Raw genomic sequence first — 11,875 nt, 5'->3', positions numbered from 1 at the left:
TTATTGGGCGCGCCAGCGCTGATAGCGCTGTTCAATGCGGCGAAAAACAAGATTTTCCATTAACCAGGCGATAAGCCCGATAAGGCAAATTCCCAGTAGTACCTGACTGCTGTTACCCGTCTGTCCGCCCATGGCAACCATCCAGCCTATGCCCTGAGAGGCGCCGAGCATTTCTGCTGCCACCAGCGCACGCCATGCCTGGCTGAATCCGATGCGCAGTGCGGCGGTGATAAATGGCAGGGAACTGGGCAGATAGACATGAAGAAGCAGTTGAAACGGTCGAGCTCCCAGCGTGCGTGCTGCACGCACTTCACCGCCACGGATGCCGCGGATCCCCTCCTGAATGGCCAGACACATCGGGAACAGCGCAGCGATGACAATCACCACCACGATGGAAACGAATCCCAGGCCGAAGATCAGCAGCATCAGCGGTGCCCATGCGATGGGCGGGATAGCCATAAACAGGCTGTTCAGTGGCGTAAGGAACTCCCTGACGCGATCGGAAAGTCCGGCGCTGACGCCAAGAATCAGTGCCAGCAGCACGGCAGTCATAAAGCCGGTGAATTCTTCCAGCAGGCTGGCCTGTAGCTGACCCCAGATGGAACCATCACTGAACCAGCGTATGGCTTCCCGCCATACGTCCCAGGGTTGCGGCAACACATAAGAGGGATAGTGACTCGCAACGATAACCCAGACCATGAGTAACGCGGGCAGGGAAGCCCAGCCCCAGTTTGGTTTGAACTTCACTGCGTTATCCCTGCTTTTGTCAGCCACTGCGTATCAACAAATTCATTCAGCTCTGGCGCCTTTTGCATGTAGCCCAGCGTCTGTGAGTCCTTCATCAGCTGCTCAAAAAAGGCGCCATCTTTCTTCGTCAGTGACACAGACCACTCAATACGTTTACGGGCTTCCTGAACCAGCGCCTCCGGCGGCAGCGTTTTACCGTCAGCGGTTTTAATGGCCCGCAGCTTAAACGCATCGGCCATGATCCGATCGGCTTCTGCAGGATGCTGATTGATAAAATCCACTGCTTTCTGATGCGCACGGATAAGCTTCACCACATCGTCCGGGCGGTCCTTCAGGGTCTCCGGTAACGCCATCAGTACATACCACGGATAACCCGGTTGGACTTTGTTTACATCGAGCAGCAGTCTGGCGTCGCCGCGCAGCAGTGCTTCGCTGACAAAGGGCTCCCAGGTGAAGGCTGCATCCACAACGCCCTGCTGCAGCGCAGCGGGCATGTTACCGGCGGGCATACTCAGGATCTGAGCATCTTTGTCAGCAACCAGACCTGCCTGCTGTTGCAGCACCACACCGCGCAGCAGAACATCCATTCCGCTCCCTTTTTTGACGCCAGCGATGCGTTTGCCTTTTAGGTCAGCCAACCGGGAAATAGCACTCTGTGCGGGAACGATCAGCGCGGCCTGTCCGCTGTTCACCTTAGCGATAATTTGCCCCTTGAGCCCGCGCGAAAACCACTGGAATACCGGTGTCGCACCCATATAGGCTGCATCAAGTTCATGCGCCGCCAGCGCCTGACTGATGACGGGACCATCACCAAAGGATTTAAGCTCGACGGTCAGCCCTTCCTGCTGATAAAAACCCTCTTTCTCGGCGATAAGTGCAGGCGCGTTGGCCAGCGCATAGACCCAGCCAATACGCAGCGGCTGGGAATCCGCAGCGTCAGCAGCATTGAATAAAACCCCTGATATCAGCACAGCAAGAAATGATTTACCCATTTGATTGATGTTCCGTTTTGTTAGAGTGAGTGGTTGTCGGACTGCTGCATCACATCGGTAATGCGCTTCAGTAATTCATTACGATACATGGCAAAAGCCGGAAGCTGTCGCGTCTCCAGATTGCTTCGCGGGCGCGGTAAGGCGATGGGCAATTCGCTGTGTACGCCGCCGGGTGCACGATTCAGAACGATGACGCGGTCAGCAAGAAACACAGCCTCTTCAATATCGTGGGTGATGAAGACCGTTGTCTGCCCAATGGCGGACCAGAGACGTAGTGTCTCCTCGTTCATGTCCCCACGGGTGATGGCATCGAGCGCAGCAAATGGTTCGTCCATTAACAGAACATCCGGCTCCAGCGCCAGCGCGCGAGCCAGTGACACGCGCTGCTGCATGCCCCCGGACATCTGGTGCGGCAACTGATGTGCGGCATGTACCAGGCCCACACGTTGCAGATATGTCATAGCGCGTCGGCGCTGAGAGGCCACGTCCTCGCGCCTTTGCATCCGCAATCCGAACCGGACATTCTCCAGCGCGGTCAGCCAGCCAAAGAGCTGTGGCTGCTGAAAAACATAGCCAAGCCGATGGTTTTCCGGCGTGGTACGCTCACCGCCAATCCGCACGGCTCCCCGCTCTGGCTCTGTGAAACCGGCCAGCAGATTGAGTAACGTGCTCTTACCGCACCCCGAGGGGCCCAGCAACACCACAAACTCTCCCTGGCGGGCATGAAAACTGAAATGGCTGAATACCGGCGCGCCGCCGGGATAGCGAAAAGTGATATTGTCTACCGCCAGTGCGTATGGTTGAGAATTGGTCATGCTGAGCGTCATGTATAAGAAATAATGAGATGTGGTTATAATACGTATTAATACAAGTTGATCTAAGATCGCTTCTGACTAAACTAGATCCGAACGGAATACGAGAGACGGAACCTGAATGACACTGGTGCGTGAAAACATTACATCGCTCTACCGGCAGATTGCCGATACCCTGCGGCAGGAAATTGCCGCTGGGCATTTTCAACCTGGCGGAAAACTGCCCTCTGAAGCTGCGCTTGAACAGCGCTTTGCGGTCAGCAGGGTGACGGTACGGCTCGCGCTGAAGCATCTGACAGAGCAGGGGATTGTCGAGCGCAAGCAGGGAAAGGGAACCTACATATCGGGCAAGAAGGTTGCACATGGCATCAACGTCATGCGTAGCTTTCATGAGTCGCTAAAGCAGCAGGGGCTGAATGCCACTATGCGTTTGCTGGTCAAAGAGGAGGTGCCAACGCCAGAGTCGCTGCAATCGCTGTTTCAAATGTCCCGGACGCTGACGTTTATTTCACGGCTGCATCTGGTGGATAATGATCCCATTGCGGTGGGTTACAGTCATTTCCCGGCATTTCCTCATGAGCTGAGCTGGGAAGAGACCGAGAAGGAACCGACCTGGGTCCTGTTAGAAAAAGCCACGCAACATCACATCAGTCGCTCCGATATTGCCATCCGGCTGGCCTTCGCGGATAAGGGACTCTTTGACGTGCTGGGAACCGATAAAAACGCGCCGCTATTTTTACTGGAGCGAACATCCTGGTTTGAAAACGGGCAGTGCGCTGAGAACTCTCGCTTTTTCATTCGTCCGGAACGCTACGAGTTTATTTTGAGCAACAGCTGAAGTAGGGGCTCTGATTCTCACCGGTGATTTAATTTGACTGGGTATTCAGAGTATTGGCAATCCGGTCATGAACCTCGCGATCTGGATGATGTTCATCATTCTGTCATCAGTATATGCGGTGAATGTCATTAGCCCTTAATCTTCTTCGTAAATCATCGTAGCTACTATTGAATGAGCGCTGACAGGGGGATACATGGATTCTGCATACGCGTTTAAGAATTTGGTTTCAGGAACGTCCCCCCGGAAAGTGAAGGCATGTTTCTTGTCAGGCCCACATGCGAGTCAACAGGGCACTCCCTGATACTTCGTGTTTTGTTATGACACCACCTGATCTCTGTATGTCCTGTTTATCGCTGCGCTTTGCTATAACCTCTTCTATACACAGCGTATTAACATCGTTGCCCTTGCGCGATATTCAGCACAGAGCCACAGAGACACCTATGGATATTGATAAACTCACAAAACTGATCGAACTGGTCGAAGCGTCAGGCATCTCCGAACTGGAAATTTCTGAAGGCGAAGAGTCTGTTCGCATCAGCCGCACCGCGCCGAATGTCGGCTACCCAATGATGCAGCAGGCTTATGCTGCGCCGATAGCCCAGCCTTCGGTAGCCGCTGTCGTACCAGCCGTAACCGCTACGGAAGCACCGGCTGCCGCAGCGGAAATCAGTGGCCACATCGTACGTTCCCCAATGGTTGGTACTTTCTACCGCACCCCGAGCCCGGACGCGAAAGCCTTCATCGAAATCGGTCAGAAAGTTAACGCGGGCGACACCCTGTGCATCGTTGAAGCCATGAAAATGATGAACCAGATCGAAGCCGATAAATCCGGCGTGGTGAAAGCCATTCTGGTGGAAAGTGGCCAACCGGTAGAATTTGACGAGCCGCTGGTCGTCATCGAATAACGAGGCGAACATGCTGGATAAAATTGTTATCGCTAACCGCGGCGAGATCGCACTGCGTATTCTTCGTGCCTGTAAGGAACTGGGCATCAGGACTGTCGCCGTGCACTCCACCGCGGATCGCGATTTAAAACACGTACTGCTGGCGGACGAAACGGTCTCTATCGGTCCGGCACCGTCCGTTAAAAGCTATCTTAACATCCCGGCGATCATCTCTGCTGCCGAAATCACCGGCGCCGTGGCGATCCACCCGGGCTACGGCTTCCTTTCTGAGAACGCCAACTTTGCCGAACAGGTTGAACGCTCGGGCTTTATCTTTATCGGCCCGAAGGCCGAGACCATTCGCCTGATGGGCGACAAAGTGTCCGCGATTACCGCCATGAAGAAAACCGGCGTGCCGACCGTTCCGGGCTCTGACGGTCCGCTGGGCGATGATATTGACGTGAACCGCGCACATGCCAAACGCATCGGTTACCCGGTGATTATCAAAGCCTCCGGCGGCGGCGGCGGTCGCGGTATGCGCGTCGTGCGTAAAGATGCCGACCTGGCGCACTCCATCGCCATGACTCGTGCGGAAGCGAAAGCCGCTTTCAACAACGACATGGTGTACATGGAGAAATACCTGGAAAATCCCCGTCACATCGAGATCCAGGTGCTGGCAGACGGCCAGGGTAACGCCATCTATCTGGCCGAGCGCGACTGCTCCATGCAGCGCCGCCACCAGAAAGTGGTGGAAGAAGCACCGGCGCCGGGTATCACCCCGGAATTGCGTCGCTATATCGGCGAGCGTTGCTCGAAAGCCTGTGTGGATATCGGCTATCGCGGGGCGGGTACTTTCGAGTTCCTGTTCGAAAACGGCGAGTTCTACTTTATTGAAATGAACACCCGTATTCAGGTAGAACACCCGGTAACCGAGATGATCACCGGTGTTGACCTGATCAAAGAGCAACTGCGCATCGCAGCCGGCCAGCCGCTGTCCATCAAGCAGGAAGAAGTTGTGGTTAAAGGCCATGCGGTGGAATGTCGTATCAACGCCGAAGATCCGGACACCTTCCTGCCGAGCCCGGGTAAAATCACGCGCTTCCACGCACCGGGTGGTTTTGGCGTTCGCTGGGAATCGCACATTTACGCCGGCTATACCGTGCCGCCGTATTACGATTCCATGATCGGTAAACTGATCTGCTACGGTGAGAGCCGCGACGTGGCGATTGCGCGCATGAAGAATGCGTTGCAGGAGCTGATAATCGACGGTATCAAAACCAACGTGGAGTTGCAGACGCGCATCATGAACGACGAAAATTTCCAGAACGGTGGCACCAATATCCACTATCTGGAAAAGAAACTTGGCTTGCACGAGAAATAATTCCTTCCCGCAAGCTTCTCCCTCTCCTGCATGGAGAGGGAATTGTTCATTCCCTTCATATTTCCAGTTTTTACTGCTGGACTTATCCGCAATCACGGTGAGTTGAACTGCTTTTAATTTTCCTGGTAATAAATTTCCCGTATGACATTATAGCAATCTTGTAAAAGCTACACCCCTTCGCCAGGAGTAACCTGAAGTCGGTTAAAACGGTTTCTATTCTGTGACTTACGGAGGTGTGTTTTGTCTGAACTGTCTTATGTGTCCGGTGCGCGTCACTCGGCGTGGTCCATCTATCTGGCGCAAGTGGAACGTGTCCTGCCCTTGTTGGGGGAACTGAGCCACTGGGCCGATACCCTGCGTCATCCGCGCCGCGCGTTAATCGTCGATATTCCGCTGGAAATGGATGACGGCAGCGTACGCCATTTCGAGGGCTATCGGGTCCAGCACAATTTATCGCGCGGGCCGGGCAAGGGCGGGGTGCGTTTTCATCCTGATGTCACTCTGGAAGAGGTGATGGCGCTCTCCGCCTGGATGACCGTCAAATGCGCGGCGCTGAATTTGCCCTTCGGCGGCGCGAAAGGCGGTGTGCGCGTCGACCCAGTTACGCTGTCACATAAAGAACTGGAGCGCCTGACCCGGCGCTATACCAGCGAAATCGGTATTTTTATCGGGCCACAGCAGGATATTCCGGCACCGGATGTCGGTACCAATGCGCAAATCATGGCGTGGATGATGGATACCTGGTCGATGAACGTTGGCAAGCCCTCCACGGGCGTGGTCACCGGTAAACCGGTCCATCTGGGCGGTTCGCTGGGGCGCGTTAAAGCAACCGGACGCGGCGTGTATGTGACGGGCTGCCAGGCGGCGCAGGCGCTGGGTATCGACGTGGCGCAAAGCCGTGTGGCGGTGCAGGGCTTTGGCAACGTTGGCAGCGTCAGCGCCGGGATGTTTCATCAGCACGGCGCACGCGTTGTCGCGGTACAGGATCAGTTCTGCACGCTCTATCACCCAGACGGCATTGATATACCGGCGCTGATTGCCTGGCAAAAGGCGCATGGCAAGATCCTCGGTTTTCCTGGCGCTGATACTGTGGCGGATGAAACGTTCTGGACGCGGGATCACGACATACTGATCCCGGCGGCGCTGGAAGGACAAATTACCGCAGAACGCGCTGCCGCTTTATCCTGCAAGCTGGTGCTGGAAGGGGCTAATGGCCCGACACTGCCGGAAGCCGATGATATTTTGCAGGCGCGGGGCGTGGTGGTCGTACCGGATGTTATCGCCAACGCGGGTGGCGTCACCGTCAGCTACTTCGAATGGGTACAGGATTTTTCCAGTTTTTTCTGGAGTGAAGAGGAGATCGACAAACGGCTGGATACCATTATGCAAAGTGCGCTGGAAACCGTGTGGAATAAAGCGCAGACACTGAATATAACCCTGCGTACTGCCGCTTATGCCGTGGCCTGCGAACGTATCCTGTTGGCGCGTAAAGACAGAGGATTATATCCGTAATATTCGATCGGTTCGCGCCGCCATGGAATGCTCCCGGATGACGGCGCGAACGCCTTATCCGGGCTACTTGCCTGCACGGTTGGAGCCCCGATAAGCGAGGCGCCACCGGGGATATTCATGAATGGCGGTTCAGGATTATGAGGAACGCATGATTTGCCCTTTGCGCTGACGCCTATCGCACCAGATAGTGAAGATCCCGGCGACAGCAACGATAGCGGCCCCAATCAGTGTGGCGTGTCCGGGCAGACTGTCGAGAAACAGATAGCCAATCACCATCGACCACACCAGCGTGGTGTAATCAAACGGTGCCAGCAGTGATGCATCGGCATAGCGCAGGCTGAGTGTCACCAGAATTTGTGCCACACCGCCAAAAAAACCACAGCCAAATAGCAGCGCCCACTGCCAGCCTGTTGGACGTGACCAGCCAAATAGCGCAGACGACAGGCCAATTAGCGTCGTCATTAATGAAAAATAGAAGACGATGGCGCCTGGCGTCTCGATACCATTTAAAAAGCGAATTTGTACACTGGAGGTTGCCGAACAGACTGCCGCCAGCAGCGCGAACACCGCCCCTAAGGCTGCGCCGTCAAGAGTAAGCCCCGATGAGCGCAAAGCGTGGCCCAGCGTCAGGTTTGACGACAGCATAATGACGATGCCGCTAAAGCCAACAACTACCGCCAGCCAGCGGGAAAAACGGACATTTTCTTTCAGCAGGAGTGCCGCCATCAGCACGGTAAAGAGCGGAGCGGCATAGCTGATGGCGGTGGCATCAGCCAGCGAAATATAGACCAGCGCCAGGTAGTTAAAATACATGCCACCGGTCCCGGAAAAACCGCGAATAAAATGGCCGAAAATATTGCGGGTTTTGAGGCTTTTCATGACGTTGCCCTGCAGCTTTAGCCACAGTAGCAGCGGGAATAATGCGACAAATGAACGGAAAAAAATCACTTCTCCGGTGGGGATGGCGCCGTTGAGCCCTTTGACGCAGGCCAGCATTAATGTCGCGCACAGTGCTGACATTATTTTCAGCAACATCCCGAGTTTGGCATTCATTATCTTACCTTTGATTTGACAACGTACAGATGTGGATGAAACCCAACCTTAGAACGTCGGGAAAGTGCGCTGATAAGATAATTTGCCTCTGTCTGAATAACTTTTTCTTATTACCGTAACGGCGCGTTTTCGCATGGTATCCGTCATATAAATTGTGTATCCCGCGACAGGGTTTCCCTCTTATACCGTCGAAAATAAAGCCCGTATATTCCAGGGTATACGGTCTGCCATACCGAATGAAATCTGTAATACAACGGCGTGTATTCAACGAGTTAGCACTTTGGGGAAAACATCATGACAGCAAAGAAATTATCTGCCGCTCTGGCATTGCCACTTTTACTGACCAGCATTGGGGCCAGTGCTGATCTGCTCTCGGATATTACTGCGCATGGCGATCTGAAATGTGCGGTCTACTCCGACGTACCGCCATTTTCATCGCCGGATGTCAAAACGCGTCAACTGGTGGGCATGGACGTTGACCTTTGCACGGCGCTGGCAGAGAAAATGGGGCTGAAATTAACGCTGGTGCCGACCTCTGTTGAGGCACGCATTGCGGTTATCGCAACAGGCCGTGCCGATGTACTGATTGCTAACCTTGCCTACACCAAAACGCGTGGCAATCAGATCCAGTTCAGCGACCCGTACTATGTCGCCAAAGAGATGCTGCTGGTGAAAAAAGAGAACGCGGATAAAACCCTCGCGGATTTTAAAGGCAAACGTATCAGTGCCACCAAAGGCACCACCTCTGAGCAGTCGATCCATATTAAAGGCGGCAAGGCCGTGACATTCCAGGATGCGGCATCCGCTTTCCTCGCACTGGAACAAAACAAGGTGGTCGGCTTTGTGACCAACACCATGACCGGCATTAAGATGATCTCCCAGGCGAAAAAAGACGGTGTTGAGCTTGCGATGATCAAAGAACCTATGGCACTGGAGCCGATTGGCGTGGGCATGAAACGTGACGAACCCGCGCTGCTCAACGCGGTTAATACCAGCCTGAAAACCATGGACAGCGATGGCACCATCGACAAAATCTGGGACAGCTGGATTGGGCCAAATACCGAGTACAAGATGGTGCGCGAAGAGCGCGTACAGCCACTGTCGAACCTGAAATTTGAACCGCTGGAATAAGTTATGGCCTGGTTAGAGCAACACGCGTCTGTTTCTTTAGCGGCGGAGATCACGCTCTCGACTATGGGGAGTCGTGCCTGGCTAGTGGAAGCGCCGGGGGAATTTAGCCTGGCCGCGCAACGGCGAATCTGGTCCCTGGCGCAAAGGCTCTCTCAATGTGATGACGTCGAAACGCTGATTCCCGGCGTCACCAATTTACTGGTGTTGCTCAGACAGACGCCGGAAGAGGGGGACGCATTCCCGCATCGGCTACGTGAATACTGGCGAGAAGCGCGGGAGGTGCAGCCGCAGGGGCAATTGATTGAGATCCCGGTGCACTATGGCGGCGAACTGGCAAGCGATCTTGCATCGGTGTGCCGCCACACCGGTTTTACGGAAAAAGAGGTGATCCGCCGCCACTATCAGGGGGAATACACCGTGGTTGCGTTGGGCAGCGCGCCGGGGTTTGGTTATTTGCATGGTCTGGATCCTTTGCTGGCGACGCCGCGTAAAAAAGTGCCGTCGCTCAATATGCTCAAAGGGACAGTGACCATTGGCGGTGCGCAAACGGGCGTGTCGGTATTGACCGGGCCGAATGGCTGGAACGCGATTGGTTTTGCCGAACTGGAGGTGTTTGATCCGCATGCGGCCAACCCCGCGTTGATGGCCCCTGGTGACAGCATCCGTTTTTTACCCGAAAGGATAGAACTGTGATCGAAATCGAACGCACGGGCTCGCTAAACACCGTGCAGGATTTGGGGCGTTTTGGTTTCCGCCACCTTGGCGTGTCAGTCAGCGGCGTCATGGACCCGCTGGCCTTGCGGGCAGGTAACGCGCTGTTGGGCAACGATGACAACGCTGCCGCCATTGAAGTGCAGATGTTTCCATTTCGTGTGCGCTTTCATGAAGCAGTAACCATTGCGTTGACAGGGGCTGACTGCCGGGCGCGTCTGGATGATACCGATCTGCCACCCTGGTGGGGCTGCCAGGTTAAAAAAGGCCAGGTACTGGAGATGCGTTATCCTCGTTCCGGTAGCCGGGGGTATCTCTGTGTGGCCGGTGGCATCAATGTGCCCGAGGTGTTAGGTTCGCGCAGCACCGCGCTGCGAGGCGGATTTGGCGGCGTTGAGGGGCGTCCGCTGGAGGCAGGAGATCGACTTCCCCCTGGCCCGGCAACGTGCAAGCCGTTGCCTGAAGGCGGTGTGGGTATTGAGCCGCCGGAACTGGCGCTACGTGATGTTTTTGCCGCCCCGGTGAAGGGAATTGTGCCGGTGCGGGCGATTCCATCCGGCGAGTATGCGTTATTCGCGGCGGATCATCTGCGTTTCTGGCAGCAACCCTGGCAGATTTCCCGCCAAAGCAACCGCACCGGTTATCGCCTTGCCGGTGAACCGATTTTCCCCTCCCGCACGGTTGAGATGCGTTCTTATGGGCTGATTCCGGGCATTGTGCAGGTGCCGCCAGCAGGGGAGCCGATCATACAGTTAAGCGATGCGAATACCGCAGGTGGTTATCCCAAAATTGCCTGCGTGATTGAAGAAGATCTCTGGCGGCTCGGCCAGCTACAGGCCGGGCAGTCGATTCAGTTAATCCAGAGTGATGCGAAGCAGGCTATCGTGGCGCGGCAGGCGACTGAACGCTGGCTGGCACGGTTGCGCGATTTTTCGCGTTCGCTTATCAGCGTGAATGGGAAATAAACAATGATGAAAATAGATGTGAACTCCGATATGGGAGAGGGCTTTGGTGTTTATCAACTCTGTGACGATGAAGCCCTGATGCAGGTCGTCTCTTCGGCTAATATCGCCTGCGGTTTTCATGCGGGGGATCCGGCCATCATGACGCAAATGGTACGCCTGGCGAAGCTTCGGGGTGTTGGAATTGGCGCGCATCCGGGGCTGCCGGACAGGTCAGGATTTGGACGTAAAGAGATTGCCTTTAGCCCGGATGAGATTTGCCAGCAGGTGGTGTACCAGATTGGCGCGCTGCAGGCGATTGCGAAGCATGAAGGGGCGACGGTGTCGCATGTGAGTTTCCATGCGGCAATGGGCAATATGATTAACCGCGATGAAGCACTGGCGCGTCAGGTGATGCAGGCGATTTATCGCCTCGACCCGAGCCTGATCGTTTTTTCCCAGCCAGACACCCTTATTGAGCAGGCGGCGAAAAGTGTCGGTTTACCGGGGTTAACGCTGTTTCTGGCTGACCGGGCCTATGATGCCACCGGGCGTCTGGTGCCGCGCGGCAAGCCAGGTGCGGTAATCAAAGAAGAAGGTGCCGTGCGAGGGCGGGTTCGCCAGTTTTTGCAGGAAGGGACGGTGACCACCATTGAAGGGTATCCTCTTGCGGTACGCGCCCGCTCGATTCTGGTACACAGCGACACGCCGGGTTCATTAGCGCTGGCGAAGATTGTACGCAGCGAGATTGAAGCCTGTGGCGGCATCGTGGCTCCGGCGGCGGAAGTGTTACAGCAGTAGCGTTGGTTGCAGTGTGTTTTAAGCCTGACAGGCGTCAACGCCGTCGGGCTTTTTTTATGGCGAGGAATGTGA

General features: G+C 55.2%; 12 protein-coding genes. 8 read left to right on the top strand and 4 right to left on the bottom strand.

Going from position 1 to position 11,875, the window contains the following annotated elements; translation table 11 throughout:
* From ABLU87_RS03165 to ABLU87_RS03155, 3 genes are read right to left on the bottom strand one after another with little or no spacing between them, the layout of a single operon-like run.
* Complete coding sequence (locus ABLU87_RS03165) at window positions 1-747, bottom strand: ABC transporter permease (protein WP_025107014.1); 747 nt, start codon at window positions 745-747, stop codon at window positions 1-3.
* Window positions 744-1,739 carry an ABC transporter substrate-binding protein gene (locus tag ABLU87_RS03160; RefSeq protein ID WP_014229041.1) on the bottom strand — a complete coding sequence of 332 codons (996 nt, stop codon included), beginning with the start codon at window positions 1,737-1,739 and terminating at the stop codon, window positions 744-746. The genes ABLU87_RS03165 and ABLU87_RS03160 overlap by 4 nt, the downstream gene beginning before the upstream one ends.
* Before the next feature lie 20 nt (window positions 1,740-1,759).
* Window positions 1,760-2,554: an ABC transporter ATP-binding protein gene (locus tag ABLU87_RS03155; protein WP_122117175.1), complete on the bottom strand. Its 795-nt coding sequence runs from the start codon at window positions 2,552-2,554 to the stop codon at window positions 1,760-1,762.
* A gap of 118 nt (window positions 2,555-2,672) precedes the next feature.
* Between ABLU87_RS03155 and ABLU87_RS03150 the strand changes: the two genes are divergently transcribed.
* The 4 genes from ABLU87_RS03150 (at window position 2,673) to ABLU87_RS03135 (ending at window position 7,166) form a co-directional block, all read left to right on the top strand.
* Complete coding sequence (locus ABLU87_RS03150; RefSeq protein ID WP_122117174.1) at window positions 2,673-3,389, top strand: GntR family transcriptional regulator; 717 nt, start codon at window positions 2,673-2,675, stop codon at window positions 3,387-3,389.
* A 440-nt stretch (window positions 3,390-3,829) separates the two neighbouring features.
* Complete coding sequence (accB, locus tag ABLU87_RS03145) at window positions 3,830-4,294, top strand: acetyl-CoA carboxylase biotin carboxyl carrier protein (protein ID WP_122117173.1); 465 nt, start codon at window positions 3,830-3,832, stop codon at window positions 4,292-4,294.
* 10 nt (window positions 4,295-4,304) lie between these two features.
* Window positions 4,305-5,654 (top strand): acetyl-CoA carboxylase biotin carboxylase subunit, encoded by a 1,350-nt coding sequence (gene accC, locus ABLU87_RS03140; protein ID WP_122117172.1) that lies wholly within the window; start codon window positions 4,305-4,307, stop codon window positions 5,652-5,654.
* Window positions 5,655-5,894: 240 nt separating this feature from the next.
* Window positions 5,895-7,166 carry a Glu/Leu/Phe/Val dehydrogenase gene (locus tag ABLU87_RS03135; RefSeq protein WP_122117171.1) on the top strand — a complete coding sequence of 424 codons (1,272 nt, stop codon included), beginning with the start codon at window positions 5,895-5,897 and terminating at the stop codon, window positions 7,164-7,166.
* 135 nt (window positions 7,167-7,301) lie between these two features.
* Here ABLU87_RS03135 and ABLU87_RS03130 read toward each other — a convergent pair whose 3' ends face one another.
* Entirely contained in the window at window positions 7,302-8,219 is a 918-nt protein-coding gene (locus tag ABLU87_RS03130) for a DMT family transporter (RefSeq protein ID WP_014838242.1), read from the bottom strand.
* A gap of 294 nt (window positions 8,220-8,513) precedes the next feature.
* On the opposite strand from ABLU87_RS03130, the gene ABLU87_RS03125 reads away from it, so the two are divergent.
* From ABLU87_RS03125 to ABLU87_RS03110, 4 genes are read left to right on the top strand one after another with little or no spacing between them, the layout of a single operon-like run.
* The gene (locus tag ABLU87_RS03125; RefSeq protein ID WP_122117170.1) at window positions 8,514-9,350 is read left to right on the top strand and encodes a transporter substrate-binding domain-containing protein; all 837 of its coding nucleotides are present in this window, start codon (window positions 8,514-8,516) and stop codon (window positions 9,348-9,350) included.
* Between the two features lie 3 nt (window positions 9,351-9,353).
* Window positions 9,354-10,043: a 5-oxoprolinase subunit PxpB gene (gene pxpB / locus ABLU87_RS03120; RefSeq protein WP_122117169.1), complete on the top strand. Its 690-nt coding sequence runs from the start codon at window positions 9,354-9,356 to the stop codon at window positions 10,041-10,043.
* Window positions 10,040-11,026, top strand: coding sequence for a biotin-dependent carboxyltransferase family protein (locus tag ABLU87_RS03115; protein ID WP_046877364.1), 987 nt, complete (start codon window positions 10,040-10,042; stop codon window positions 11,024-11,026). The genes pxpB and ABLU87_RS03115 overlap by 4 nt, the downstream gene beginning before the upstream one ends.
* Before the next feature lie 6 nt (window positions 11,027-11,032).
* Window positions 11,033-11,803 (top strand): 5-oxoprolinase subunit PxpA, encoded by a 771-nt coding sequence (locus ABLU87_RS03110; protein ID WP_046877381.1) that lies wholly within the window; start codon window positions 11,033-11,035, stop codon window positions 11,801-11,803.
* The last annotated feature ends 72 nt before the right edge of the window (window positions 11,804-11,875 follow it).

This window comes from Klebsiella sp. CB_Kp196 (assembly GCF_040061575.1).
GTDB lineage: Bacteria > Pseudomonadota > Gammaproteobacteria > Enterobacterales > Enterobacteriaceae > Klebsiella > Klebsiella michiganensis.
The sequence above is the reverse complement of the archived record's forward strand: the minus strand, read 5'-3'. Positions and strand labels throughout refer to the sequence as shown.

Excerpts from the sequence above, each read along its gene's own strand:
- ABLU87_RS03125 (WP_122117170.1), top strand. The coding sequence starts at position 8,514 with ATGACAGCAAAGAAATTATCTGCCGCTCTGGCATTGCCACTTTTACTG.
- ABLU87_RS03150 (WP_122117174.1), top strand. The coding sequence starts at position 2,673 with ATGACACTGGTGCGTGAAAACATTACATCGCTCTACCGGCAGATTGCC.
- accB (WP_122117173.1), top strand. The coding sequence starts at position 3,830 with ATGGATATTGATAAACTCACAAAACTGATCGAACTGGTCGAAGCGTCA.
- pxpB (WP_122117169.1), top strand. The coding sequence starts at position 9,354 with ATGGCCTGGTTAGAGCAACACGCGTCTGTTTCTTTAGCGGCGGAGATC.
- accC (WP_122117172.1), top strand. The coding sequence starts at position 4,305 with ATGCTGGATAAAATTGTTATCGCTAACCGCGGCGAGATCGCACTGCGT.
- ABLU87_RS03155 (WP_122117175.1), bottom strand. The coding sequence starts at position 2,554 with ATGACCAATTCTCAACCATACGCACTGGCGGTAGACAATATCACTTTT.
- ABLU87_RS03160 (WP_014229041.1), bottom strand. The coding sequence starts at position 1,739 with ATGGGTAAATCATTTCTTGCTGTGCTGATATCAGGGGTTTTATTCAAT.
- ABLU87_RS03130 (WP_014838242.1), bottom strand. The coding sequence starts at position 8,219 with ATGAATGCCAAACTCGGGATGTTGCTGAAAATAATGTCAGCACTGTGC.
- ABLU87_RS03110 (WP_046877381.1), top strand. The coding sequence starts at position 11,033 with ATGAAAATAGATGTGAACTCCGATATGGGAGAGGGCTTTGGTGTTTAT.